We start from the raw sequence: 25,604 nt of genomic DNA, 5'->3' as shown, positions 1-25,604 counted from the left end.
GATCAATCAGTCAGCAGAAGCACTGGAGTTTCAACCAGCTTTTTGAACTCTTGGATAAAGCTCGCGGCGTCATAGCCGTCGACTACCCGATGGTCGCAGCTGATCGAAATATTCATCAGCTTGCGCTTCTCGATCCGTTCACCGCCTTTGCCATCGGGCACGAACATCGGACGCTCGATAATTCGGTTAGGTCCGATAATGGCCACTTCCGGACGATTGATCACGGGCGTCGTTGCCACACCGCCTAGCGGACCAAGCGAGGTCAAAGTGAGCGTCGAGCCGGAAAGCTCATCCGATTTCGCCGAACCATCGCGAGCAGCATTGGCCAAACGCCCAATCTCGCGGGCAAGCTGCCACAGATTTTTCGACTGTGCATCACGGATAACCGGGACCATAAGTCCGCCATCAGTTTGTGTAGCCATGCCAAGATGCACTGCGCCATGACGAGTGACGATATTCGCCTCGTCATCATACCGCGCATTGATCATCGGGAACTGCGGGATCAGCTTGCAGATGGCTGTAATAACCAGCGGCATCATCGTAAGCTTCGGTTTGGCACCGCGATTGGCGTTCAGATCGGCGCGCATTTCCTCGAGTTCGGTAACATCGACTTCTTCGACATAAGAGAAATGCGGAATATTGCGCTTCGACGCGGCCATATTTTGCGCGATGCGCTTGCGCAGGCCGATGACTTTTATCGGTTCGTCGTCGCGCTTTCCGCCCGCTGGTGTGAAACCACTGCCGGCATTGTAAGACAAAAATGCGTCGAGATCGGCGTGGCGGATGCGGCCGTCCTCTGCCGGTTTCACTTCGGCAAGGTCGATACCCATATCCGTAGCGCGTTTGCGCACAGCGGGGCTGGCGAGAACTTTCGTGTCGACCTTCATTTCGACTGGTGTGGGCGCTGGTGTAGGTGCGGGAACTGGCGCAGGCGGTGGAGGCGCAGGCTCAGATATAATTTCCTGTGCCTCCGCGATTGCCTCTTCGGCTTCGTGAATGGCAGATTCCGCATTTTCAATAACGTCGTCGGGCACTTCACCCTCGACTTCGACCACCACCAACATCGCGCCGATAGAGACCATATCGCCTTCTTCACCGGCGATCTCGACAATCGTGCCGTTGACCGGGCTTTCCATCGGAACGGTCGCCTTATCAGTCATCATATCGACGATTTCTTGGTCTTCCTCGACCGTATCGCCAAGTTTGACGTGCCACGACACGATTTCAGCTTCGGCGATACCTTCGCCAATGTCGGGCATGTTAAATGTGAATTTCGTCATGATCAGGCTTCCAAAATTCGGTCGAGGGCCTCGCCAATGCGGACAGGGCCAGGAAAATAGGCCCACTCTAGGCTGTGCGGATAGGGTGTGTCGAAACCGGTAACCCGTTCAACCGGAGCTTCGAGGTGATAGAAGCAACGCTCTGTTACCAAAGCAGAAAGTTCAGCGCCAAATCCCGCGGTTCGAGTGGCTTCGTGAACGATCAGGCATTTGCCAGTCTTCTTCACCGATGCTTCAATGGCTTCAATGTCGAGTGGAACGATGGTCCGCAGATCGATGATTTCCGCGTCCACACCCTTCTCTCGGCATACTGCTTCAGCAACATGAACCATGGTACCATAGGCAATCACGGTAAGAGCCTCACCTTCTTGTACGATGCGAGCCTTGCCGAGCGGGATCGAATATTTGCCTTCAGGAACAACACTGTCTCGGTGCTTCTTCCACGGCTCAACCGGCTTGTCATAATACCCTGTGAAGGGCGCATTGTAGATACGTTTAGGCTCGAAGAAGATCACCGGATCATTGTCTTCGATGGCAGCAATCAACAAGCCCTTGGCGTCGTAGGGTGTCGCTGGGATAACGGTCTTCAGGCCCGCGACATGTGCGAACAAAGCCTCTGGACTCTGGCTGTGTGTCTGTCCGCCAAATATACCGCCACCAAATGGCGAGCGAACTGTCATCGGAGCAATGTAGTCATTGGCCGACCGATAACGCAGGCGTGCAGCCTCCGAAATCAGTTGATCGAGGCCCGGGTAGATGTAATCGGCGAACTGGATTTCCGGCACCGGTCGTAGGCCATAGGCCCCCATCCCCACTGCGGCACCAATGATGCCACATTCGGAGATTGGCGTATCAAATACACGGCTCTTGCCGTGCTTCTCTTGCAGCCCGGCCGTCGCACGGAAAACGCCGCCGAAATAACCGACATCTTCACCCATCACGATGATGTCCGGATCCTCGGACATCTTGAGATCGAGCGCTTCATTGATAGCTTCGATCATGTTGAGGCGGCGTTCGCCGTTCTCTGCCGCTGCTTCTGGCGCGTTTTGTGTTTCGGTACTCATGACCAAGGCTCCTCACCGGGCCACTTGATCTCACGTTCTCGCTTCGCCTGCGCGGCCTGCTCTTCGAGATGCCACGGCAAATCTTCGTAGACATCTTGGAACATCGTCCGGAACGGATGGTGCAAGCCGTGGCCAAGAATGCCGTTCTTCTCGGCTTCTTTGGTTGCAGCCTTCACTTCCTCGGCACATTTCAGATCCATAGCAGCCTGACGTTCTTCATCCCATTCGCCGAGTTCGATCAAGTGGTTCTTGAGACGCGTCACCGGATCGCCGAGAGGCCACTCCTCGCGTTCCTGCGCCGAGCGATAGCCGCTTGGATCGTCGGAGGTCGAGTGCCCCTCTGCACGGTAGGTGAAGTGCTCGATCAAGGTCGGACCAGCATTGGCACGCGCACGGTCCGCAGCCCACTTCTCGGCCGCGTAAACAGCGAGCGGATCATTTCCATCAATGCGCAGTCCTGCCAGACCATATCCTAGCGCGCGAGCGGCAAATGTAGTGCGTTCGGCACCGGCAAAACCGGAGAAGCTGGAAATCGCCCATTGGTTGTTGATAACATTGAGGATAACCGGTGCATTATAGACCGTCGCAAAGGTGCAGGCGCTGTGGAAATCTCCCTCCGCCGTAGAGCCTTCACCAACCCATGTTGCGGCAATCCGGCTGTCGCCTTTGATCGCGCTCGCCATTGCCCAGCCGACCGCTTGCGGTGTTTGTGTGGCAAGGTTTCCGGAGATTGAGAAGAATGAATGTTCGCGGCTCGAATACATGATTGGCAGTTGGCGACCTTTGAGCTTGTCGCCCTTGTTCGAGTAAATCTGGTTGATCATCTCGACAATCGGATAACCGCGCGCAATCAAGATACCTTGCTGACGATAGGACGGGAAAATCATATCGTCACTAGCAAGCGCCATGGCAGCAGAGATCGAGGTAGCTTCTTCACCAGTGCACTTCATGTAGAAGCTGGTTTTACCTTGCCGCTGACCGCGGAACATACGTTCATCAAAGGCGCGCACCATCGCAAAATGGCCGAGCATTGTGCGCAGCGTATCGGGATCAAGCTTGGGATCCCAAGGGCCATGCGCCTTGTTATCGTCGCCTAGAACGCGGACCAAATCATAGCAGAGATCCGACGTTTCAATCGCATCGCACGTCTCATCGGGCCGTGCCTGCTTACCCGCTGCAGGCACCGTGATATGCGCAAAATCAACGGGATCGCCGGGGCGATAGGTGGGTTCGGGAACATGCAGCGACAAAGAAGGTTTGTTTGCCCCCTTGCCTGCGGCTTGCTCGGGCCGGTCGGCCATATGATGCTCTCCCAATGTGCCTCTGCAAAGCGAGACGCAATCTTACGTGACTGCGTTATTTTATTTCACAGAGCAATCGCGGTCAAGCGTAGCGAGCGGCCGACGCTAAACCGCAATAGGTGCCTTGAGCGTGCCCTGCGGTTCGTAATTTTCAACCACAAAATCCTCGAACACGTAATCGAATATTGTGTCGGGCTTGCGCGCGATTGTCAGTGTTGGCGTACCAGCGGGCTCACGCACCAACTGTTCCTCGACCAACTCGGTGTGGTTTAGGTAAAGATGCGTGTCCCCGCCCATCCACACAAACTCGCCTGGCTCAAGGTCAGTCTGCTGGGCGATCATCCGCTGTAACAGCGCCGCCGACCACAAGTTAAACGGCAACCCGAGCGCAACATCGCAACTGCGCTGGTACAGCGCACAATTGAGCCGCCCATCAGCGACATGAAACTGGTACGTCTTATGGCAAGGCGGCAGCGCCATTCCGTCAAGCTGCGATACATTCCACCCCTCGATGATATGCCTGCGACTGCTTGGGTTATTGCGAAGCGAGTCCACCACTTCGGCAACCTGGTTAATGCCAGGGCCCTTTTTGTAGGAACCATCCGCCTGATACCGATAGGTCGGCCAATCAACCCACTGCTTGCCGTAAACGGGGCCAAGCTCACCCCAACGGATCGCAAAGGCTTTGTCCTCGACAATACGCGCGGAAAAATCCTCTCGGCTAATCTCTTCGCCGGTTTCACGGCGATATTTATCGAGCGGCCAATCCGTCCAAATCTGGACGTTCTGCTTGCAAAGCTCCCGAATATTGGTGTCACCAGTTAGGAACCACAGCATTTCGCGCGTGGCTGTCTTCCAATACACCCGCTTGGTCGTCAGCAACGGCATGCGGCCATCGCCTAAGTCAAAGCGCAACATCGTCCCGAATACCGAGCGGGTGCCGACGCCGGTACGATCGCGCCGTTCGCTGCCCTGCTCCCAAATCTCGCGCATCAGATCAAGATATTGCCATTCCGGATGACGGATGGAAGAATCGGTGTTGGAAGCTGCGGTGGCCATGTGACCGTCCTAGCTTCCCATTCGCTCGTTTGTCACCCCAGCGGCACAATGCTGTTTGCAGTTGGGGCCATCACTCCACGACAATCTCGCCAATAAAGCGGCGATCATCGTCTTCATCGGGCACCATCTCGACATCAATCGTCTCTTCACGCTGGGTTGGCGTGCCGAAGTCACGGATCAGACGCACGGTGACAACTGACGGTCCGTTAGGATTCAACCTGTCGGCTGAGAACGTGTTCACTTCGATCCGGTATGTCCCATCAGGAGCCCTTCGGATCATGTATTCTTCAGGACCGTGCCCTTGAGTCAAATCGTGCGTATAACGCCCGCCTGCGGTTGAACTTTGATTGCTGAAACCAACGTCAGTGCCTGATGGTTCTCGAACCCAAAGATCCAAATCTGTACGCGGAGTATTCCACACCGCGACAACCCGCACATCGACCGGCAGATCAGCGATAAATTCCGAGGCCAATGTGACTCCTACCGCATCAGCGCCGCCCAACTCGGTAACCAGCGCATTCGCTTCGCCAAGCGCGATCTCGTTCACAAGTTCGTAGCGCTCGGGCCACAGTTTCAAGCCGACTTCTGCCATGATCTCCTGTGCTTGAACTACATCGGCGCGGGTATCAGTCGCCCTTCCGCGAGCGGCGAATGCTTGCGCCAATGCCATCGAGGGTTGCGGCCTGTCGCCCTCACGATCAACCAATCGCTCCAGCAGCCAGATCGCTCCGTCGAAATCGCCGTAACGCAATAATCGCTGCGCCACGATTTCGACCGTCTGGTTGTCGCGGGTCGGCAATTCGAGTGCTGCCAAGGCAGCTTTGCGCGCCTCCAATGCACGACCATTTTTGAAATGCCACTCGGCCAGATCGAGATAGAATAACGGGATAGTGCCCTGTTCTTTCTCGGTTGCTTCAACCACGCTCAGCCAATTGTCTCCAGCCTCATCCCAAGTAGCAATGTAAGGCCTATCTGCCGACCATTCTCTAACAGTGATTGACCCTAAGCCTGGTTCAGGCTCAGGAGCCACAATCCTTGAACCGGTTACGACTATGTAATCGCCACTATCTTCGTATGAATCGGCCGACACTGCCCCCACCGGTGAAACCGAAGCGCTTGCTTGTATCGCTTCCTCGGAAACTTCGGGGATCGAAACCGGAGATGGCCCAACTTCGGCCGGTGGCGGTGGCTCTGCAAGTGGCTCCTCCGCAGCGGCTTCAGCCTCCTCCGAAGCGCCCTCGGCGTACGTCGCGCGCGAATCAATCTTCCTCGCCCACCATTCCTTTCGATCTTCCCACGAACTTCGAACTCGGGCGAGATGCTCCTCTTCGCGTTCTGCTTGATCTCCGTCGATTTCCGCGCGCAGCTCATCATAATCGCTGCGAAGATTTTTGGGGTAGTTGTCCGGCGGGACGAAATCGCTTTGTGCGTAATCTTCTGGCGTTTCAAGGACGATGAAACTTACACCCGGGACCGCAATCGACCACCGCCGTGCTTCCTGCGCGAGTCCTTGAGTGCCCAGCGTGTCACGGTTCAACGCAAGATGCTGCTGCGCCCACAACGCGCCCGGTCCGCGGAATGTTTGTGGGGTACCACGCGGCGCCAAAAACTGTTCGCCATTGAGCACAACCACACCATCGACAGGCACAGGCCCGGCAATGCGGAACCTGCCGACGCTTTCGGGCAGCGATACAATTTCGATAGCATTGCCCGTGCTGTCCAGTGCCTTTGGCATCGATGAAGGGCGTAATATCGCGGCAATCGCTTCACGGTTATTCACCTGCTTCAGATCAACAAAGTCACTACCAGTCAGGCGTGCCTGTCCGCTCAGCCATGCCCGATCCACCTCTGGTCCAGATGACATTGTAACGATTCTGCATCCTGCGCTCGGCAAGCTTTCGCGATCACCGATCGTCACGCGTCCGTCGGTGAAGAGCACACACAGACCAGACGTGTCTTTGATCGCCTCTGCCAAACCCGCATAGCTTGTGCCGCCGACATAGCGCACCCGCCTTAATTCGCGCCGCAGATTCGTGGCTGGAACGGTGGCAGTCTCGGATGAGATACTGTCGAACACATGGATCGTAACCTCATCGACCCCCAATTGCGCCGCAAGATTGCTGGCGATCTCAGCCTCTCGGCGAACATCATCATCGAGACGTGAGACAGAGCGATCCCACAGGATTGTCAGCTCGGTTGTTTTATCAGGCACGGCGGGTGCAGGAGCACGGCCACTCAACTCGAAGAACTTGCCCTCTCCCGGGTGCTGGCTGACAACCAACGTATCATCCCGGTCGGCTTTGAAAGAGATGCGGCCATCAATCTGGTCAGTGCCTTCAGCCCGCCATGTTAAGCCTTCATTCTCCCAGCGAAAGCCAGTCCGACCAGCCGGTCTAACACCCGATACTTCAATCGAGTAAGCCCCAACTGCACTGTTCTCGAGTGGCAACAAATAAGACAGATCACTATCGAGCGGACTGACGAAACGCACTCTGATCGTGCGCCCATTGCGCGGTAGGATTGGGTAAACACGCGTTTCGAACTTGTCGGAAAAATCTACCTCAGCAAGGCCCGGATCAATAGCTCCGGCGACACGGTCCTCATAGGCTTGCCGCGCTTTGTCTCGCGGTTGCAGGACACCGTCAATCAACCGGCCTTCGACATCGAGGGCATAGCCCGTGACGACACTGCCCTTCGGAAGCGCAAGTACAAAGTTTCCTTCCAGCGTTTCATTGCTCGGATTGGCAAATTTGGCCGTCATTTCCGTGTATGCGAGCGAACCGTGCACAACGACTGAAACATTCAGCTGCTCAAGACGAAGCGCTTCGCTCTCAGCATCGCTCACACCGTCAATGCGTGCGCTGAGTTCCGGCGATACGCGTTCCTGAGCAAGCAATGCCCCACCCGGCACTGCCAAAACCAATGAGATCGCCGTCATTGCTGTCAATAGTCGCATATAACCCCCAAAATCATCGTCCGCGCCACATATGCGGCCTGGACTGATGGACGGATACTGATCGCAAACCAGCGTTGCATCAAGCATTTACGATCGCAGAGATAACCACTGCCGATCATTTGGAGTCCAGCATTAGCCAAGCAGGCTTATACGTTTTAAGGTGCCAAGCAATCTGGAGGACAACATGCCACTGCATTCAATTCGGCGCCACATACTGGCCGTAGCACTGCCTCTCGCTCTCATCGGTTGCGACGCAACAACCGCAGCCGGACAAGACTCTGCCAGTGTGACGAGCGCACCCGATATGAGCATCTGGGCGTCAGAAATACTAGCGGATGGACGCAGCCGCTTTCTGTTTGATGCATGGGACGGCCCCGATTTGCCGATTTGGGCCTATGTTCCTGAAGGTGTTGACCGGAAAACAGCACCGATCATGTTTTTGCTTCATGGAGCAAAACGCGATCCACGCCGATATCTCGAAGAGTGGGTCCAGTTTGCTGACGAAGACGGGTTCATTATCATCGCGCCGGAATTCGCGAAGAGCAGTTTTCCGGACTCACTCTCATACAATTTGGGCAATGTTTGGGCCAAGGGAGGCAAGACGGTAAATCCGGAAGGGGTTTGGTCATTCTCTGCGATCGAACCGGTGTTTGACCAGGTCGTAGCCAGCATTGGTAGCAACCAGAAGAGCTACACTCTCTATGGCCACTCAGCCGGCTCCCAATTCGTACACCGCTTCCTCGTAGCAAAGCCCAAAGCGCGCGTGGGCCGCTATCTTGCCGCCAATGCAGGCTGGTACACGATGCCTGACCGTGAGATTACCTTCCCATATGGACTAGGAGAGCTCGGCGTAACAGATGACGAGGTCAGGGCAATGCTGGCGAAAGATGTGGTCGTATTGCTGGGTGATCAGGATACGAACACCAAACATGACAGCCTCCGCCGCACCCCAGAAGCAATGGCGCAGGGCCCACACAGATTTGCGCGAGGGCTAAGCTACTTCAACTCGGCAAAAGCACTAGCCGAAGAAATGGGCACTGAATTCAATTGGAGTTACCGCATCATTCCTGGCGTCGCGCACTCTAATGGCGGTATCGCACAAGGTGCGCACGATCTGGTGGAGTAAAAACGTCGCCCGGCGGGCTTCTGTGCTGCCATTGGAGGCTTCCTCCAGTAGTCAATTGCAGGCATAGCGACTGCAATGCCAGATTCCAAAAAGACTGGACGCCATCGGGCTGTCCCTTCCTCCCGCCTTGGTCGCTTATCAGGCTTTGGTCGCCTTGCAGGAGGCATTGCTACAGGAATGATGGCAGAGGGCGCTCGCCGATTGGCAACAGGTGAATTGCCAAAGCTTCAGGACATGATGCTCACTCCGGGCAATGCCATGCGCTTGGCCGACCGGTTGTCACATTTGCGCGGCGCGGCGATGAAGCTTGGTCAAATGATATCAATGGATGCGGGTGATCTACTCCCTCCTGAGCTATCAAGCCTTCTCGCCAGCCTGCGCGACAACGCCAATTTCATGCCACCGCGGCAATTGCAGCAGGTACTGAAAGCCGAATGGGGCGACGATTGGCGCTCACAATTCGCGGAATTTCAAGTCCGCCCGATTGCAGCGGCGTCTATCGGGCAAGTCCATAAAGCGGTGACGCATGATGGACGCACACTGGCAATCAAAGTCCAATATCCCGGCGTTCGCGAGAGTATCGATTCCGACGTCGATAATGTCGCGACACTATTGCGAATTTCCAGCATGGTGCCGGATCACCTTGATCTCGCGCCGATGTTGGCTGCCGCGAAAGCCCAGTTGCACGAAGAGGCAGATTACCTGCGTGAAGGCGCACAAATGCAGCGCTACGCCAAGTTACTAGCCGATGATGACAGGTTCATCGTTCCTGAACTGGACGAAGAGCTGACCAGCGACCGGATCATCGCGATGAGTTATGTCCCCGGTGTTGCGATCGAGAGCCTTGAAAGCGAAAGCCAGGATTTGCGCAACGAAGTGACCCATCGGGTCGTCACGCTGGTTGCGCGCGAACTGTTTGAATTTGGAGTCATGCAGACTGATCCGAACTTCGCCAACTTTCTGTATCAACCCGAAACCGGCAAAGTGGTCCTGCTTGATTTCGGTGCAACGCGCGAGATCGATGCTGATGTCCAGGACTCGTATCGGCAACTACTCAAGGCCGGCCTTGCCGACGATATGGATGGCGTCATCGAGGCATCGGTCGCTGCCGGCTTTATCAAGCCGCTGGCTGTGGAGCGCTACGACGACAGCGTCCGGTTTATGACACAAATCATTCTCGATGAATTCGGCAGCGACGGGCCATTCGATTTTGGCGATCGGGGTTTCGTAAAAGTGCTCACAGACGAAGGCATGCGGATCGCACAAGATCGCGACGCATGGCATATGCCCCCGGTAGAGACGCTATTCGTCCAACGTAAAATCAGCGGTACAGCCATGTTGGGCGCCCGGTTAAAGGCAGTCGTGCCGGTGCGCAATATCGTCACCAAGGCGCTAAACGAGAATGCCAGCACCAAAGACAAACTGGTGCGGATTAGCAGTCGCGTTTCTGCCCTTCGATCCAACGGTTGATATGCATTTCCAGCACATCGAGCGGAACCGACCCGTTCTCCAGCACTGCATCGTGAAACTTGCGAAGGTCAAAATCGTCACCAAGCGTTTCCTCAGCCCGTGTCCGTAACTCGCGGATTTTCAGCTCGCCAATTTTATACGCCAGCGCCTGACCGGGATTGGTAATGTAGCGGTTGACCTCCGCATCGACATTACCCGGCGTCAGCGCCGTATTGTCGAGCATATAGTCAACGGCCCGCTGCTTGCTCCAGCCCTTCGAATGGATGCCCGTATCCACGACCAGCCGCGTGGCACGCCACATCTCATAACTCAATCGGCCCATCTCTTTGGCGGGCGTATCATACAGGCCCATCTCTATGCCGAGCCGTTCTGAATACAGCCCCCACCCTTCGACGAAGGCGGTGAAGAATGTTCCGTTCCGGCGCAAGGGATGGATATCCAGTTCCCGCTGCAAAGCGATCTGGTGGTGATGCCCGGGAACAGCCTCATGCACACCAAGAGCTGGCAACTCCCAAAGGGGACGCTGATCCAATTCCGTGGTGTTCACACGGTATATGCCGGGCTGTCCGGTCTGGAGCGACCCAGGCTCGTAATACGCCGTCGTATTTCCAGGAGCCGTAGCCGCCGGGATGGGCAACACAGTGTAGGGCTGGCGCGGTAATCTGCCGAACAGCTTAGGCATATGCCCGTCAATATCTTTGGCCAACGCGCTCGCCGCCATCATCAGTTCTTCGGGCGTATTGGCGTAATATTGCGGATCGGTCCGCAGATGCTCGATAAACTCCTCGCGTGTGTCGAAACCGGCTTCTGCAGCAACTTCGACCATTTCCGTACGAATGCGCGCGACTTCGGTCAGGCCTAGCGCATGGATTTCGTCAGCCGTCATCTCGGTCGTGGTGAAGCTCTTGACCAGATGGGCGTAATAGCCCTGTCCGTTTGGCGTACGCAGAATGCCCGGTTCGTCAGCGCGACAATTGGGCGCGTACTCGGCGCGATAGAACTCTGCGAAGGCGCGCATTTCGGGAAATACTACATCCGACAACGCTGATGTCGCGCGCTCTTTCAAACTGGCCCAATCTGCCTCTGAAATCGCATCCGGGCGCGCCGCAAACGGCTTCCAATAGGGCGATTTTTCGACATCATCATAGACCTGTGCATCGATCCGTTCGGCAAAGCCCTCCATCGGTTCACACGCCTGCGTCAACCCGCGCTCGATTGCTGTGAGCGTGCGCGCCATCGCATCCTGATTGACTGTGCGATACCCCTCCAGCCGCTCGATATAGCTGCGGTAATCGGCCACTCTGAAAAACGGCGATCGGTGCGGCAGCGACGCGACACCGCTGAACCAGCCGCCACGGTTGGTGAACAGAATGTACCAGTCGTGATCAAACTTTGAGGCAGCAAGAATATCACCCAGACTGCGCTTGACAATCGCGATATCCACTTTGAGATCGCGCGACAGTTCTTCTTCGTCGATTTCGTTAAGTTGGTCCAGAAACGCCTGCGCATCTTTGATACTGCGCGCGTGCCCTTCCTCCGACCAATCGCCCAGTTTTCCATCGCCGCGCCGGTCGCCAACGCTCATCGCCATGTAGGGGTTGCTATCAAGCCGCCATTCCCAGATTTCTTCGCGGATCGCCTTGTAATCTTCATTCGTTGTGGCGAATGCTGGTGTGACAGTCGCGAAGCTGAGCAACGCAGCGGCGAGCAGATGTTTCATGCAATTGGTCTCCCTATGGCGTGCAACCTATTGCGAGTGAGGCATGCGGTCCAGTAGGGTGTGCCCATGACCACCAAACCAGCCGTTTTGTTCGTATGCCTTGGCAATATCTGCCGCTCTCCGCTCGCGGAGGCGGCCTTTCGTAAAGCGGCTGACGAGGCTGACTTGAATGTCGAGGCCGACTCCGCCGGCACAGCGGCCTATCATGTGGGTGCACCGCCTGATCCGCGCAGCATAGCGACTGCCGCCAAGAACGGCGTCGATATTGCGCATTGCCAAGGGCGCCAGATCGAGCACGCAGACTTCACGCGCTTCACGCATATTTTCGCGATGGATCATTCAAACTTGAAGAATATCCGCACTGTCGCACCATCCGATGCCACGGCAAAGATCACGCTGTTGCTGGATGCCGTGCCTGGCCGCGAAGGCGCGGAAATCGCCGATCCCTATTACGATGGTGAAGAGAATTTCGCCTATACTTGGGAAGATGCGTGGATGGCTGCGCAGGCGATTATTCGAAAGTTACAAACCAAATAGACTTACCCGCCGCGCAGCATTTGCACGCCCCAATCACGTTCAAACAAATAGAGCAACATGCGCGCGGCCTCTCCTCGTGATCCGGTGAGGCCGCCATCGCGTTCCATCAGCACGCGCGCATCATCATGAGCTTTAGGTAGCAACCGTGTGATTTGCTCAAGCGACGCCACACGGAACGGAGTATCACCGGATTGCCGCGTACCCAGCAGTTCCCCGCCGCCGCGCAATCGCAGATCTTCTTCGGCCAAACGAAAACCATCCTGTGTTTCGCGCATCAACGCCAACCGCTCACGACCCGTTTCGGAGAGGGCACTTCCGCGAAGCAACAGACAGACCGATTTCTCAGACCCGCGCCCTACCCGCCCCCGCAATTGATGAAGCTGTGCCAGTCCGAACCGTTCGGCCTGTTCAATCACCATAAGCGTAGCAGCAGGCACATCCACGCCAACTTCGATCACGGTTGTTGCGATCAGCAGCCTTGCCTGACCGCTTGCGAACCGCTCCATCGCCGCATCTTTGAGTTCCGGCTTAAGCTGGCCGTGGACGAGCACGACATCGTCGCCAAACCGCTCCTTCAAACTGGCGTAACGAGCCTCGGCAGCTGCGATGTCTTCTATCTCGTTTTCACGAACCATCGGGCAAACCCAATAGGCTTGCTGTCCCCCCGCGATGTGCCGCGCGACGCCATCCGCGACATCAGATAGACGCTCCTGAGCAACCACACGTGTATCAATCGGCTGCCTTCCCGGCGGCATTTCATCGAGCCGCGAGACATCCATCTCGCCATATTGCGCCAGCGTAAGTGTGCGCGGGATCGGGGTGGCCGTCATCGCGAGCGTGTGCGGCGTATTCTTGCCTTTGTTCGCAAGCATCAATCGCTGGGCGACGCCAAAACGATGCTGCTCATCGATCACGACGAGGGCTAGGTCCTTGTAAGATACGCTATCCTGAAAAATTGCATGCGTGCCGACGACGATATCGATGCTGCCGTCAAGCAGGCCCATGAGAATTGATTCACGTGCTTTGCCTTTGTCGCGGCCTGTTAACAGCGCGACTTGTACGCCTGTGGGCGCTGCCATGGTGCGGAGCGTCTCATAATGCTGGCGCGCGAGAATTTCGGTAGGCGCAAGCAGAGCCGCCTGCGATCCCACTTCCGCCGCGACCAGCATTCCCATCAACGCTACGACCGTTTTACCCGCGCCAACGTCACCCTGCAGCAGACGCAACATGGGCGTTTCTTGTGCCAAATCGCCTTCAATCTCTGAAACGGACCGGGCCTGCGCGCCTGTTAGAGAATAGGGCAATTGGAGTTTGTCACGAAGCGCACCGTTCCCTTGCAACGGCTTGCCTTTGCGCTTTCGATTGTCGGCACGAACCAGCATCAGCGCGAGAGAATTCGCCAGCAACTCATCATAAGCGAGGCGTTCACGCGCGGCTTCATGCTCACCCTTATGCGCCAGCTTCAGCGCATCTTGCCACGCGGGCCATTTCTCCGCGTCGAATTGCCGTGGTTCGATCCATTCGGGAAGCTCAGGCAGGCGCTCCAAAGCTTGTTCTACAAGGCCCGTCACGCGCGGCTGTGTCAGCCCCTCAGACAGCGCATAAACCGGCTCGCACAAGCGTGTCAGCGTATCGTCGCTCGCTTCGACAACGTGATCGGGATGTACAATTTGGAGCATCTGTTCATATTGATCGATCCGCCCCGCGACCCAGCGTTTCTCGCCTACAGGCAGCAGCTTCTTGGCAGTATAGGACGCGCGTCCAAAATAGGTCAGCGTACAAATATTGCCGACGTTGTCCTGCGCGAGAACCCGATAAGGACCACGGCCATAAGGGCTCTTATGCTCGGTCGGTGTCAGAGCCACAACGACATGTTCGCCGACGCTTGCCTCATCCAGATTTTCAATGGCCCGTCGCGTCACAAACCGTTCTGGCAAATGGTAGGCAACATCGCGCACGCGCGTCAGGCCCAGCTTGTCGAGCGGCTTCTTCATTTTAGGGCCGACACCATCCAACGCATCGACTTCAACAAACAGGGGATTGAGCACTTCGGGACGCATGCACACGTCTATAGCTTCTTGCGCGCAATTGGCGAGTGCCCTACCCGCGCTTTCATGTCAGACGCCACCGACCTCACCGCCCGTTTTGCCCGCGCCAAATTCCGTTCTTGGCATCGCGGCACGCGTGAGGCGGATTATATGATCGGCGGCTTCTTTGATCGCTATTCCGCAGATTGGGCAGAGAGTGATTTGCAATGGTTTGAGCGTTTACTTGACGAGGATGACGTCGACATCATGGCATGGGCCTTGAAAACGCAACCGACACCCGATGAAATTGACGGGCCGCATATGGAATTGATGAAAAAGCTCGACTACGTGGACATTCCTCGCTGATCAGCGGGAACGTCTTAGCCCGCAAAAGTTTGAACCGGTAATGCCTGATCTTTCCCGCATTCTTTCAGCCACTGCGCCGCTGACGCTATCGTCGGTCGCACGCGGCGCCTTGCCGTTGGTGTTGGCCGATTTGGCGCGCTCATCGTCGGGACGCGCGGTTTATATCGCGGCGGACGACAATGCGATGCGGTCGGTCACCGACGCGGCGCATTATTTTGCACCGGAACTGGAAGTTATCGAGTTTCCGGCGTGGGATTGCCTTCCCTATGATCGCGCCAGTCCGGCCTTATCGGTCAGCGCGAAACGCCTTGCGGCATTGCATCGACTGCAAGCAGGAAACGACGGTTCCCAACTGCTCGTCACCACCGTCAACGCGCTGCTGCAACGCGTCCTGTCACCGTTCCGCATTCGCGAATCCGTTCGTGAATTCAAGCCAGGGGTTGAGATTGGCCGTGAGAGCCTATCCGCACTTCTTCAACGCCAAGGCTACTCTCGCGCGGACACAGTTGTAGACGCCGGTGAATATGCCGTGCGCGGCTCAATCGTCGACATCTACCCATCAGGATTGGACCAAGGTTTGCGGCTGGACTTCTTCGGGGATGAACTCGAAAGCCTGCGCCTGTTTGATCCCTCGACTCAAACCAGCACCGGCATCCTCAAATCGCACCTGTTGCTGCCCGCCAGCGAGGCATTACTGGACGAAGACAGTATCAAGCGTTTCCGTGGGCGATACCGCGAGATGTTCGGCGCGACGGCGACTGGCGATCCGCTATATCAGGCAGTCAGTGAAGGCCGCAGACTTGCCGGAATGGAGCATTGGCTGCCGCTGTTTGAGGACAAGCTCACAACGTTGTTTGATCATCTTTCCAGCAAAGATCAAATCATCGTCGATAACGGCGCAATCCAAGCGGGTGACGAACGGCTTAAAGATATCGCCGACTACCACCAAGCACGCGAGAAAGCTGCTGGCCAAGCCGCCGGTAGCTATCGCCCGCTGGGCGAAGGCGCGCTCTACGTCAGTCGTGATGAATTCGAGACTCAACTCACCGATTGGCCGATCCACAAGACGGTAATCTTCGCAGAACCGGACAATTCAAAATCACTCGATTTCGGCTTCAGCTCAGCCCGCGATTTCTCGCCCGAGCGCGCTCGTGGTGACAATATCTACGAAGCCGCCGCAAAGCATCTTCGGTCGATTGGCAAATCCGGTAAGAAGCCCCTGCTCGCGACCTACTCCGAAGGCAGTCGAGCTCGTATCGCTTCGATACTGAGTGAGGCTGGCACCGAAACGAAGCTCGCCGACACTTGGCAGGAAGCCCTTGGCCTTTCCGCGAAGGGCGTGCCCGTCGCCATGGTGCTCCCGCTAGATAGCGGCTTTGCCAATGACGAGTTGGAGCTGATTACCGAGCAGGACGTGCTGGGTGACCGCTTGGTCCGCCGAAAGAAACGCAAGAAGGATGCCGATGCATTTCTCGCTGAACTGTCCGCCCTCGCACGCGGTGATCTGGTCGTTCACGTCGAGCACGGGATCGGCAAATATCTTGGGCTGGAACCGGTAAGCGTTGGCAAGAGCAAGCATGACTGCGTGATGCTGGAATATAGGGGCGGCGATAAGCTGTTCATTCCGGTTGAAAATATTGATGTGCTGTCGCGCTACGGATCTTCCGAAGAAGCCGTGATGCTCGACCGGTTGGGCGGCGAGGCGTGGCAGAAACGCCGTTCGCAGCTCAAAGAACGCATCCGCGCAATCGCGGGCGAATTGATGAAAGTCGCCGCCGAACGCGCGCTGAAGAAAGCGCCCATTCTCGAAGCTGAAGAAGCCGCTTACAACCAGTTCGTCGATAAATTCCCTTGGGAAGAGACCGACGATCAGGACCGCGCGATTGCCGATGTGCTGCGCGATCTGGAAAGCGGTCGTCCGATGGATCGTCTGGTTTGCGGCGATGTTGGTTTCGGCAAAACCGAAGTTGCTCTGCGCGCAGCATTCGTTGCGGCGATGAATGGGCAGCAAGTGGCCGTTGTCGCGCCAACGACCCTGCTCGCCCGCCAGCACTTCACGAATTTCACCGAGCGTTTCGCGGGCTTCCCGCTCAAAGTCGGGCGACTCTCGCGGCTGGTCCCGCCGAAAGAAATGAACGAAACACGCGATGCGTTGGAAGCGGGAACGATGGATATCGTAATCGGCACCCACGCTATCCTATCCAAGTCGACACAGTTCAAAGACCTTGGCCTCGTTATCGTCGACGAAGAGCAGCGCTTTGGTGTGACGCATAAAGAGAAGCTGAAGCAATTGCGCGCCAATGTGCATATGCTGACACTCACCGCGACGCCAATCCCGCGCACGCTGCAAATGGCTATGACGGGCCTGCGTGAGCTTTCAACGATCCAGACGCCGCCCGTCGACCGTCTTGCAGTCCGCACTTACGTGATGGAATGGGACGAGATGGTTATGCGCGAGGCACTTCTTCGCGAGCATCATCGCGGCGGGCAGAGCTTTATCGTGGTCCCGCGCATTTCGGACATGGCCGATGTAGAGGAATGGCTGAACGAGCATGTACCCGAGATCAAATCGATCTCTGCGCATGGCCAGATGTCACCGACCGAAGTCGAACAGCGGATGAGCGCGTTCTACGAGGGCAAATATGAAGTGCTGCTTTCGACTACGATTGTCGAAAGCGGCCTCGATATCCCGAGCGCGAACACGATCATTATCCACCGCGCAGACCGGTTCGGATTGGCCCAACTCTATCAGCTTCGCGGGCGGGTCGGACGATCAAAACTGCGCGCCTATGCCTACCTAACCTATCCCAAAGATCAGCAGCTTTCCGAAGTTGCGGAAAAGCGCCTGAAAGTGCTCGGTGATCTGGATAGTCTTGGTGCTGGTTTCCAACTAGCCAGTCACGACCTCGACATTCGCGGCGCAGGCAATTTGCTCGGCGACGAGCAATCGGGCCATATTCGCGAAGTCGGGTTTGAACTTTACCAATCGATGCTCGAGGACGCGATCCTTGCCGCGAAGGCCGGCGATATGGGGCTATCCGCTGCGCAAGAGAGCTTCAGCCCGCAAATCACTGTCGATGCGCCGATTATGATCCCAGAGGATTATGTGCCGGATCTTGCCGTTCGCATGGCGCTATATCGCCGCTTGAATGACGCGAAGGACAAGGCTGAGATTGAGGCCATGGCTGCCGAAATGATCGATCGCTTCGGCCCACTACCCGATGCGACTTCCAATCTCGTGCGCTTGATCGAGATCAAACACCAAGCCATTGCCGCAAATGTCGCTAAAATCGATGTCGGCGCGCGCGGCTCTCTGGTGACATTCCACAAGGATGATTTCCCCGATGGCCCAGGCCTGATCGCTTACGTTGACCGTCTGAAAGACACCGCAAAGCTGCGTCCTGACATGAAGCTGGTTATCAACCGCGCTTGGAGCGATCCGCAATCGCGCCTCAACGGCCTGTTCCAACTGACCAAAGGCCTCAGCCGGATTGCCGAGAAAGCGCGGAAAGCCGCTGCTTAGTCGTCAGTTAGGGTGATGAAGTCCGCATTGCTCATCGGTGTCGCTCTCAAGAAACCCTGATAGAAATCGCAGCCTTCGCGCGCGATAATGACGCGCTGGTCTTCGCTTTCTACGCCCTCGGCGATTACTCCAAGTTTCAGCGCTTTCGCCATTGCGATGATGCCGCGCAACACTTCCAGATCGCGCTCGTCACTGGCAATACCGTCTATCATCGCACGGTCGAGCTTGATCGCATCGAGCGGGAGGATTTTGAGATAGCGGAAATTGCAAAAACCCGCCCCGAAATCATCGAGCGCGATCCGCATTCCATGCGCCTTCAAGGCGAGTAATGTCTTCGCGCTTTGCTCCAGATTGCTGAGCAGAACATGCTCGGTAATTTCCAGAGTTAGAAACTCCGGGTCGAACCCGCATTCTTCGACCAGCGCGGTTAGCTCGTCGGCAAAATTCGGCGATACCAAATCTGCGGGCGTTACGTTGATCGACAGCCGCAAGCCATTTGGCCATTTCGCCGCCGCACTAAGCGCCTGCTTGGCGATATTACGAGAGAGTTGCGCAACATGATCGGTCCGTTCGGCGATTGCGAATAATTGGCCTGCCCCGATCCGACCAAGCTCGGGATGTTGCCACCGCGCAAGTGCTTCCGCGCCAATAATCCTGTCATCGGCCAGCGAAACCTGCGGCTGATACACAACTTCAATCTCACCGCGATCAAGTGCAGCGAGCAAATCGGCATCCACCATCGCACTGCGTCGCCCGGGCACGGTTAGCCCGCCATCGGCCCACATCACTCTGCTGCCCTGTTTGCTGCGCGCTTCTTCGATTGTTTCGCCTAGGCGGTCGAAAATCATCGCTGGGCCTTCGCCCGGTGCTGGCCGCATCAACGCAATACGCGGCCATAGCCGCAAAGTGCCCGCATCGCCCAAGCCCGCAATCGGATGCGCGACTGCATCGGCCAGAGCCTCCGCCAGCCACTGCCAACGCTCGCGGCTACACGCCTCGTGTGCTGCGAGCAGAAATTTTCCACCACCGAGCCGTGCGACCAACCACTCGCCCACTTCAAATTCGTCTTCGGCGAAATGCAGAATACGCTTGGCAACGGTTACCAATGCGCCATCACCCACGGTCTCACCATATGCCAGATTGACGGCATCAAACCGGCCAAGGCTCAAAAGCATCGCATGAACCGGCGCGGTTTCGCCGCGTTCCACGGCGTCCTGCTGCCATGCTGCCAACGTCTCACGCGCGGCGGCCATTCCGGCGAGACCGGTCAGATCGTCTTGCATATCGGTTTCAAGATTACGTGCAGCACTGCCCATGCCCCTTCTTACCACTGACTATGCGCGGCTCGCCCGTGCATTTCAATGCGTTGCCAAATGGCACAGTGCTACATAGGGTCATATCGGGTCACAATAATGCGGCCGGGAGGACAGATTGAGTAGCAATCACGGTTTCAAACGACTGGCTTTGGCGATTTCAGATACGTCAAAGGCAGCGGAAACGGCCAAAGAGCTTGAGGGCATGCACGACTGGGTGCCTGTCGAGGAAGCCGATGCGCTTGTCGTGCTCGGTGGCGACGGCTTTATGCTACACACATTGCACGCCATGCTCGATAGCGGGCGCCTGATCCCGACTTACGGTATTAATCGCGGTACCGTAGGCTTCCTGATGAACAAGTACCGCGCCGGGGTGAAGTTGCTCGACAAGATCAACCGGTCACGATCAATCGGTATCTCACCTCTGCGGATGGAAGCGATCACACAAACCGGCGAAACTGTGGTCGAGAATGCCATAAACGAAGTCTCTCTGCTTCGTGAAACGCGCCAAACGGCCAAGCTCGAGGTCTCAGTAGATGAGCGGGTACGCATCAAAGAACTGGTTGGCGATGGTGTATTGGTGGCCACGCCTGCCGGTTCGACGGCCTACAATTTATCAGCCAACGGCCCGATCCTGCCGCTCGATTCGCAATTGCTCGCGCTAACCCCGATCAGTGCGTTCCGCCCTCGCCGCTGGCGCGGTGCAATTCTGCCAGACCGCTCGACCATTCGCTTCAAGGTCAACGAGCCGGCCAAGCGCCCGGTTGCCGCCGTGGCCGACCAGAAAGAGATTCGCGACATCGCCGAGGTCAGCATTGAAATCGCTCCCGATAAAGAGCTGACTTTGCTGTTCGACCCTGGTCATTCGCTTGACGAACGCATTGTCGCCGAACAATTCGTCGTCTGATTGGCAAGATAGGCTTGCCAAACCAAACACGCCCCCATATAGGCGCACCCCTGCCCGCGAGACATAGCGGGATATAGGGCTGTTCCCCGATAGCTCAGCGGTAGAGTAGGTGACTGTTAATCACTTGGTCGTTGGTTCGAATCCAACTCGGGGAGCCAACCTTTCTTCAAAAAATTTGATCGCTCAGAGCGGCCGGTAGCCGCTATCGTCCGGCTTGCCTTGATCAAGCTGGCTGCGGATGTGTTCGAACACCGGTCCATAGAGTGGGTATTCGAACTCGACACCGACAATCTGTTCTTTGCACCAGCGGACAATGGCCACGACTGGGCCAATCGGACCAATTTTCAAGGTGAGTTCGGCACCTGGCGCAAGTCGCCCGAAACGATCGTAAAAACGGCAGCCAGTCTCGGACATTTCGAGAATGGGGACATCGCGCGCAACACCAGAGCCGGTTCGATACCGGCCCTGCACACTGATATCAAAGCGCGGAGTACGACGTCCGTCACTCATTTCTTACCCCCAATGGGGGAGTAGTATACTATTATTGCTGCAAAATAAATACGGACTATTCAGTTAGTGCAGCCCCATGCAACCTTATGCAGCTGCGCCATGGCAATGCTTGTACTTATTGCCGGAACCACAAGGGCATGGCGCATTCCGGCTGACGTCCTGATCGGCGTAAGGGTTCTCTTTGTTAGCGCCGCCAGGTCCGACCGCCGCACGCGGGCTGCCAGCAAGCGACCCGAACATTGCTGGACGCTCCGCTGAACCATCACCATCATTGGAATTATCGAGTCCAGTAAGCGGATCGATGTGGCCGGTGAGGAAGTCCGGCAGATCGGGCAGCTCTTCTTGAACCGGAGGCTGCATCCGCAGCTCGCTCTTGATCAAAATGCCGGTGATGTCCTCACGCAGCGTGTTGAGCATCTGCTCAAACAGACCGAACGCTTCTTGCTTATATTCATTGATCGGTTGCTTCTGCGCGTGGGCACGGAGGAACACGACCTGGCGCAGCGCATCCAGCGTCGCAAGGTGTTCCTTCCAGTGGTGGTCAAGCCGTTCAAGCAAGATGCTTTTCTCAACGCGCGTCCAGATTGCAGGATCCGCATTGGCGACTTTCTGTGCCATAATTTCATCGACTTGCGTGCGAAGGCGCTCCTCGATGATCTCTGGCTCAACGGTGTCTTCCTCCAGCCACTCATCAATCGGCGGTTGTAGGCCAAGCACGTCTTCGATCTTTTCTTTTAGGCCCTCAATATTCCATTGTTCCGGATAAGAACCTGGAGGACACGCATCGGTTACAAGCGCATTGACCGTGTCGTAGCGCATATCGACTACGACATCGCCGACCTCAGCAGTGTCCATAATCTCTGCGCGCTGCTCGTAAATGACCTTTCGCTGGTCATTCATCACGTCATCATACTCGACGACTTGCTTACGGACGTCGTAGTTGCGTGCCTCAACCTTTTTCTGCGCGGTTTCGATAGCTTTTGAGAGCCATTTCGAACCGATTGCTTCGCCGTCTTCGAGATTCGAATTCATCATCCGGCTGAACAGTGTATCCGGGCCAAAAATGCGTAGCAAATCATCTTCCAGACACAGGTAGAAACGACTGAGACCCGGGTCACCCTGACGGCCCGAACGGCCACGCAACTGGTTATCGATGCGGCGGCTTTCGTGACGCTCGGTTGCAAGGACGAACAAGCCGCCTGCTTCGATGACTTTCTGGCGCTCTGCCGCAACTTCGGCTTCGATATCGGCAATCGCCGCATCGCGCTTTGCCCCCTCATCCATGTCGGCAAGCTCATCACCGATACGGAATTCGACATTACCACCAAGCTGAATGTCGGTGCCGCGGCCCGCCATATTAGTGGCGATAGTTACAGCACCCAAGCGGCCAGCCTGCGCCACGATGTGCGCTTCGCGCTCGTGCTGGCGAGCGTTCAGAACTTCGTGTTTCACGCCTTCCCTCTGAAGAAATTCAGCGAGCAATTCGGATTTCTCGATGGATACGGTACCTACCAGAACTGGCTGGCCAATCGCGTTCTTCTCGGCAATCGCCTTGGCAATCGCTTTGAACTTGTCCTGCGTGTTCTTGTAGAATTCGTCGTCCTCATCGATCCGTTTGACTGGTTTGTTGGTCGGGATCTCGACAACGTTCATTTTGTAGATGTCCCAGAACTCAGCCGCTTCGGTTGCGGCAGTACCGGTCATGCCTGAAAGCTTGGGATACATGCGGAAGTAGTTCTGGAAGGTGATCGAGGCCATTGTCTGGTTCTCGGGCTCGATCTTGACGCCTTCCTTGGCTTCAACTGCTTGGTGCAGACCATTAGACCAGCGGCGACCATCCATCATCCGACCGGTAAACTCGTCAATGATGACGACTTTCTCGTCCTTAACGATGTAGTCGGTATCGCGTTTGAACATCTTGTTCGCTTTGAGAGCTTGGTCGAGGTGATGAACCACCTGCGTGTTCTCGACGTCGTAAAGGTTATCGGTCTGGAGAAGCTCGGCCTCGATTAGCAGCTTCTCCACCTCTTCAATGCCATCCTCGGTCCAGGAGATATTCTTGGTCTTCTCATCCGCGTCATACCAGTCCTCGGGAATTTCCTTCACGATGGCATCGACCGATACGTAGAGGTCGGTTTTGTCCTCAGTGGGACCGGAAATAATTAACGGAGTCCGCGCTTCGTCGATCAGGATCGAGTCCACTTCATCGACAATCGCGTAGTTGAATGGCCGTTGGACCATCTGATCTTTGCTGTGCTTCATGTTATCGCGAAGATAATCGAAGCCAAATTCATTATTGGTACCGTAGGTAATGTCGGAACCATAAGCGTCACGGCGCTCAAACTCGCCGAGGTTCGGAACAATCACACCAACGGTTAGGCCAAGCCATTTGTAGAGCTGCCCCATCCATTCTGCATCGCGACTGGCGAGATAGTCGTTGACGGTCACGACGTGCACGCCCTTGCCAGCTACAGCGTTAAGATAGGTCGCCAGTGTCGCCACCAGAGTCTTACCTTCACCCGTACGCATCTCCGCAATTTCACCGCGGTGGAGCACGATACCACCGATAAGCTGGACATCGAAATGGCGCATACCCAGCACGCGGATCGACGCTTCTCGAACCGTCGCAAACGCCTCGGGCAAAATGTCATCCAACGTCTTGCCACCTTCAAGCTGCTCGCGAAATTTCGCGGTTTGCGCTTGCAGTTCAGCATCGCTCAGCGCTTGAATTTGCGGCTCCAAGCCGTTGATCTGATTGACGATTTTGCCAAGAGATTTAACATACCGATCATTGGACGAGCCAAAAACGGTCTTCATAAGTGCATTGATCATGTGAGGTCTTTCGAAAGACAGTATCGGGAGGTTACCAACACGCGCCTTGCTCTCTACAATAGGCGACCCGCGTGGCTAAAAACTGAAAATGTAGTGGAACGCGCTACTCGTAAGCGCGGTCAGCTCCGAACTGGATCGTCGGGATAAAGATAACAACCGGCTTGCGCGATTTGCAGCCTTTGGTCGTGTCGGCTTTTCCGGATGCGTTGCGTCGGGCTTCGCGGCATTTGCATGCCTGAACCTTGCTCGCTTCCGCGCTTTCAGAACTCGTGATCCGGTCACAAACATCGCTCGCCTGTGCCGCGGTCGCAGGCGCACCGGCGGCGACAAGGCCGGACAGGAGCGCAAGCAGGGCAAGTAAGCGACGCATGATACTTCTATAGGAAACCAATAGTCATTCGTCCACTATCAGGCGCGCGGAAAATTAGACTCTCTAGTCCACGCCTCCCTCTATCGGCTTGTCCGCGTTGTCGACCCGGCTGGTCTCGATCCGCATTTCGAATTTCAGCTTCACGCCAAGATCACTCGGCTCTTCAGTTGCCACGGGACCAAAAGTCGACTTCTGGACCCCGTTCTTCTTCGCGTTTGCACACATCTCGCCAACAAAGTTCAATGCCTTGGGAAGCTCACCCTCGCTAATCGTCCGGCATGAAATGACCGTTCCATCCGCCTTGGTCTCGATCTCAAAGCCGGTGGCTCCATTGCCGGAGAACGGAAGCCTTACTTTGCGCTGCGAAGCTCTACGTGAGACCACCACAGTCTCTTTATCCGGGAGCGTCCAACTCACATAACGTTCAATCCGCCCTGCGGTTGGTTTGCCATCAAAATCCAACGCTGGATCAATTTCGGTAATTTCTGCAGCGGCTTCGCAGCTTGCTTTGTTAAGAGCCGCATCGTCATGGGCCTCGATAACTTCGCATCCGGCCAGTCCGCCGTCAGCGCCAATCGTCAGTATAACTTTGACGCGCCCTTCCGATCCGCGCTCTAAGGCCGCTGGCGGGTAATCATTCAAGCGGCGATGATTCCAGCTATTGAAGCCAATTCGAGGCGATTGCGGAAAGCTGCTCACTCTGCGGCCCTCTACTCGAGCCACCGCTGGGGCTGGTGCACCTGTTGTCGGTGTCATCGTAACATCGAGTGTCTCACGCATTTTCCATACGACTGTATGATCAAAATTCGCCGCAATCGGAACGGCTTGACCATCGGTTGCCGGACGAAATCTGGCGCGTTGAGCCAATACAGCACAAGCCTGTTCGTCCAAATCGCCGTGACCACTGCTCACAGTCACTGCACAGTTCGAAACCCGACCACTCTCGCCGACAGTTAGCCTTACTTCGGTCTTTCCAGAGCGTTTTTCACTCGCCGCGCTAGCGGGATAGTCACGCGATCCGATCCATGAGCGAACGCTCCCAATAGGCTCAACGACCATATCGGGTCTGGGGGGCCTGTTATCGATGATCGGCGCCAAAGGCACAGGATCGGTTAGAGGTGGCCTAGCGACCGGCTGCGTAGTTTCAGCCGGTTGCGCAATTGCTTGCCCCGACCAAGCCAGGGGCACAGAAAGAGCCACAAAAAGGCAAATTTTCATTGGTTTATCTCCGATAGGCTTTGGG

18 protein-coding genes and 1 tRNA gene are annotated in these 25,604 nt (G+C 56.2%); 7 read left to right on the top strand and 12 right to left on the bottom strand.

All coding sequences use genetic code 11. The features are described from left to right. Window positions 1-2 precede the first annotated feature (2 nt). The 5 genes from J9777_RS03935 to J9777_RS03915 form a co-directional block, all read right to left on the bottom strand. Window positions 3-1,280 carry a dihydrolipoamide acetyltransferase family protein gene (locus tag J9777_RS03935; RefSeq protein ID WP_209347461.1) on the bottom strand — a complete coding sequence of 426 codons (1,278 nt, stop codon included), beginning with the start codon at window positions 1,278-1,280 and terminating at the stop codon, window positions 3-5. Window positions 1,281-1,282: 2 nt separating this feature from the next. Continuing rightward, entirely contained in the window at window positions 1,283-2,344 is a 1,062-nt protein-coding gene (locus tag J9777_RS03930; protein WP_209347460.1) for an alpha-ketoacid dehydrogenase subunit beta, read from the bottom strand. After that, window positions 2,341-3,645: a 3-methyl-2-oxobutanoate dehydrogenase (2-methylpropanoyl-transferring) subunit alpha gene (locus J9777_RS03925; protein WP_209347459.1), complete on the bottom strand. Its 1,305-nt coding sequence runs from the start codon at window positions 3,643-3,645 to the stop codon at window positions 2,341-2,343. Before J9777_RS03925 ends, J9777_RS03930 begins: the two co-directional genes overlap by 4 nt. A gap of 105 nt (window positions 3,646-3,750) precedes the next feature. Continuing rightward, window positions 3,751-4,704 carry a thymidylate synthase gene (gene thyA / locus J9777_RS03920; protein ID WP_209347458.1) on the bottom strand — a complete coding sequence of 318 codons (954 nt, stop codon included), beginning with the start codon at window positions 4,702-4,704 and terminating at the stop codon, window positions 3,751-3,753. Between the two features lie 70 nt (window positions 4,705-4,774). Beyond that, a complete protein-coding gene (locus J9777_RS03915; protein WP_209347457.1) occupies window positions 4,775-7,660 on the bottom strand; it encodes a VIT domain-containing protein in 2,886 nt (961 codons plus the stop codon). Between the two features lie 184 nt (window positions 7,661-7,844). Here J9777_RS03915 and J9777_RS03910 point away from each other — a divergent pair, with 184 nt between their 5' ends. Together J9777_RS03910 and J9777_RS03905 are read left to right on the top strand one after the other, a co-directional pair. Then, window positions 7,845-8,786: a hypothetical protein gene (locus J9777_RS03910; RefSeq protein ID WP_209347456.1), complete on the top strand. Its 942-nt coding sequence runs from the start codon at window positions 7,845-7,847 to the stop codon at window positions 8,784-8,786. A 75-nt stretch (window positions 8,787-8,861) separates the two neighbouring features. Next, window positions 8,862-10,256, top strand: coding sequence for an AarF/ABC1/UbiB kinase family protein (locus J9777_RS03905; protein WP_209347455.1), 1,395 nt, complete (start codon window positions 8,862-8,864; stop codon window positions 10,254-10,256). Here J9777_RS03905 and J9777_RS03900 read toward each other — a convergent pair. Then, entirely contained in the window at window positions 10,219-11,976 is a 1,758-nt protein-coding gene (locus tag J9777_RS03900) for a DUF885 domain-containing protein (protein WP_209347454.1), read from the bottom strand. The genes J9777_RS03905 and J9777_RS03900 overlap by 38 nt on opposite strands. Window positions 11,977-12,042: 66 nt before the next feature. Between J9777_RS03900 and J9777_RS03895 the strand changes: the two genes are divergently transcribed. Further along, window positions 12,043-12,513: a low molecular weight protein-tyrosine-phosphatase gene (locus J9777_RS03895; protein ID WP_209347453.1), complete on the top strand. Its 471-nt coding sequence runs from the start codon at window positions 12,043-12,045 to the stop codon at window positions 12,511-12,513. Between the two features lie 2 nt (window positions 12,514-12,515). Here J9777_RS03895 and recG read toward each other — a convergent pair whose 3' ends face one another. Then, window positions 12,516-14,573 carry an ATP-dependent DNA helicase RecG gene (gene recG, locus J9777_RS03890; protein ID WP_209347452.1) on the bottom strand — a complete coding sequence of 686 codons (2,058 nt, stop codon included), beginning with the start codon at window positions 14,571-14,573 and terminating at the stop codon, window positions 12,516-12,518. Between the two features lie 54 nt (window positions 14,574-14,627). Between recG and J9777_RS03885 the strand changes: the two genes are divergently transcribed. Beyond that, a complete protein-coding gene (locus J9777_RS03885; RefSeq protein ID WP_209347451.1) occupies window positions 14,628-14,906 on the top strand; it encodes a succinate dehydrogenase assembly factor 2 in 279 nt (92 codons plus the stop codon). A gap of 40 nt (window positions 14,907-14,946) precedes the next feature. Next, complete coding sequence (gene mfd / locus J9777_RS03880; RefSeq protein ID WP_209347450.1) at window positions 14,947-18,429, top strand: transcription-repair coupling factor; 3,483 nt, start codon at window positions 14,947-14,949, stop codon at window positions 18,427-18,429. Here mfd and J9777_RS03875 read toward each other — a convergent pair. Beyond that, window positions 18,426-19,745, bottom strand: a complete 1,320-nt coding sequence (locus J9777_RS03875) for a bifunctional diguanylate cyclase/phosphodiesterase (protein WP_209347449.1) — start codon at window positions 19,743-19,745, stop codon at window positions 18,426-18,428. The genes mfd and J9777_RS03875 overlap by 4 nt on opposite strands. A 115-nt stretch (window positions 19,746-19,860) precedes the next feature. Here J9777_RS03875 and J9777_RS03870 point away from each other — a divergent pair, with 115 nt between their 5' ends. Beyond that, window positions 19,861-20,649, top strand: a complete 789-nt coding sequence (locus J9777_RS03870; RefSeq protein WP_209347448.1) for an NAD kinase — start codon at window positions 19,861-19,863, stop codon at window positions 20,647-20,649. A gap of 83 nt (window positions 20,650-20,732) precedes the next feature. After that, window positions 20,733-20,807 (top strand) — tRNA-Asn (locus tag J9777_RS03865). Between the two features lie 25 nt (window positions 20,808-20,832). On the opposite strand, the gene J9777_RS03860 is transcribed toward J9777_RS03865, so the two are convergent. From J9777_RS03860 to J9777_RS03845, 4 genes are all read right to left on the bottom strand, one after another. After that, window positions 20,833-21,159 (bottom strand): PilZ domain-containing protein, encoded by a 327-nt coding sequence (locus J9777_RS03860; protein ID WP_209347447.1) that lies wholly within the window; start codon window positions 21,157-21,159, stop codon window positions 20,833-20,835. An 84-nt stretch (window positions 21,160-21,243) separates the two neighbouring features. Next, window positions 21,244-23,991, bottom strand: a complete 2,748-nt coding sequence (gene secA / locus J9777_RS03855) for a preprotein translocase subunit SecA (RefSeq protein WP_209347446.1) — start codon at window positions 23,989-23,991, stop codon at window positions 21,244-21,246. 103 nt (window positions 23,992-24,094) lie between these two features. After that, window positions 24,095-24,361: a hypothetical protein gene (locus J9777_RS03850; protein ID WP_209347445.1), complete on the bottom strand. Its 267-nt coding sequence runs from the start codon at window positions 24,359-24,361 to the stop codon at window positions 24,095-24,097. A gap of 63 nt (window positions 24,362-24,424) precedes the next feature. Then, window positions 24,425-25,579, bottom strand: coding sequence for a TonB family protein (locus tag J9777_RS03845; RefSeq protein WP_209347444.1), 1,155 nt, complete (start codon window positions 25,577-25,579; stop codon window positions 24,425-24,427). Between the last annotated feature and the right edge of the window lie 25 nt (window positions 25,580-25,604).

The sequence above is a fragment of the Pontixanthobacter sp. CEM42 genome, from assembly GCF_017812015.1.
GTDB lineage: Bacteria > Pseudomonadota > Alphaproteobacteria > Sphingomonadales > Sphingomonadaceae > Pontixanthobacter.
The sequence above is the reverse complement of the archived record's forward strand: the minus strand, read 5'-3'. Positions and strand labels throughout refer to the sequence as shown.

What these genes read in the sequence shown, in the direction of transcription:
- J9777_RS03935 (WP_209347461.1), bottom strand. Translation starts at nt 1,280, where the DNA reads ATGACGAAATTCACATTTAACATGCCCGACATTGGCGAAGGTATCGCC.
- recG (WP_209347452.1), bottom strand. Translation starts at nt 14,573, where the DNA reads ATGCGTCCCGAAGTGCTCAATCCCCTGTTTGTTGAAGTCGATGCGTTG.
- J9777_RS03895 (WP_209347453.1), top strand. Translation starts at nt 12,043, where the DNA reads ATGACCACCAAACCAGCCGTTTTGTTCGTATGCCTTGGCAATATCTGC.
- J9777_RS03930 (WP_209347460.1), bottom strand. Translation starts at nt 2,344, where the DNA reads ATGAGTACCGAAACACAAAACGCGCCAGAAGCAGCGGCAGAGAACGGC.
- secA (WP_209347446.1), bottom strand. Translation starts at nt 23,991, where the DNA reads ATGATCAATGCACTTATGAAGACCGTTTTTGGCTCGTCCAATGATCGG.
- J9777_RS03905 (WP_209347455.1), top strand. Translation starts at nt 8,862, where the DNA reads ATGCCAGATTCCAAAAAGACTGGACGCCATCGGGCTGTCCCTTCCTCC.
- J9777_RS03850 (WP_209347445.1), bottom strand. Translation starts at nt 24,361, where the DNA reads ATGCGTCGCTTACTTGCCCTGCTTGCGCTCCTGTCCGGCCTTGTCGCC.
- J9777_RS03925 (WP_209347459.1), bottom strand. Translation starts at nt 3,645, where the DNA reads ATGGCCGACCGGCCCGAGCAAGCCGCAGGCAAGGGGGCAAACAAACCT.
- J9777_RS03845 (WP_209347444.1), bottom strand. Translation starts at nt 25,579, where the DNA reads ATGAAAATTTGCCTTTTTGTGGCTCTTTCTGTGCCCCTGGCTTGGTCG.
- J9777_RS03885 (WP_209347451.1), top strand. Translation starts at nt 14,628, where the DNA reads ATGTCAGACGCCACCGACCTCACCGCCCGTTTTGCCCGCGCCAAATTC.
- J9777_RS03910 (WP_209347456.1), top strand. Translation starts at nt 7,845, where the DNA reads ATGCCACTGCATTCAATTCGGCGCCACATACTGGCCGTAGCACTGCCT.
- mfd (WP_209347450.1), top strand. Translation starts at nt 14,947, where the DNA reads ATGCCTGATCTTTCCCGCATTCTTTCAGCCACTGCGCCGCTGACGCTA.
- J9777_RS03900 (WP_209347454.1), bottom strand. Translation starts at nt 11,976, where the DNA reads ATGAAACATCTGCTCGCCGCTGCGTTGCTCAGCTTCGCGACTGTCACA.
- thyA (WP_209347458.1), bottom strand. Translation starts at nt 4,704, where the DNA reads ATGGCCACCGCAGCTTCCAACACCGATTCTTCCATCCGTCATCCGGAA.
- J9777_RS03915 (WP_209347457.1), bottom strand. Translation starts at nt 7,660, where the DNA reads ATGCGACTATTGACAGCAATGACGGCGATCTCATTGGTTTTGGCAGTG.
- J9777_RS03875 (WP_209347449.1), bottom strand. Translation starts at nt 19,745, where the DNA reads ATGGGCAGTGCTGCACGTAATCTTGAAACCGATATGCAAGACGATCTG.
- J9777_RS03860 (WP_209347447.1), bottom strand. Translation starts at nt 21,159, where the DNA reads ATGAGTGACGGACGTCGTACTCCGCGCTTTGATATCAGTGTGCAGGGC.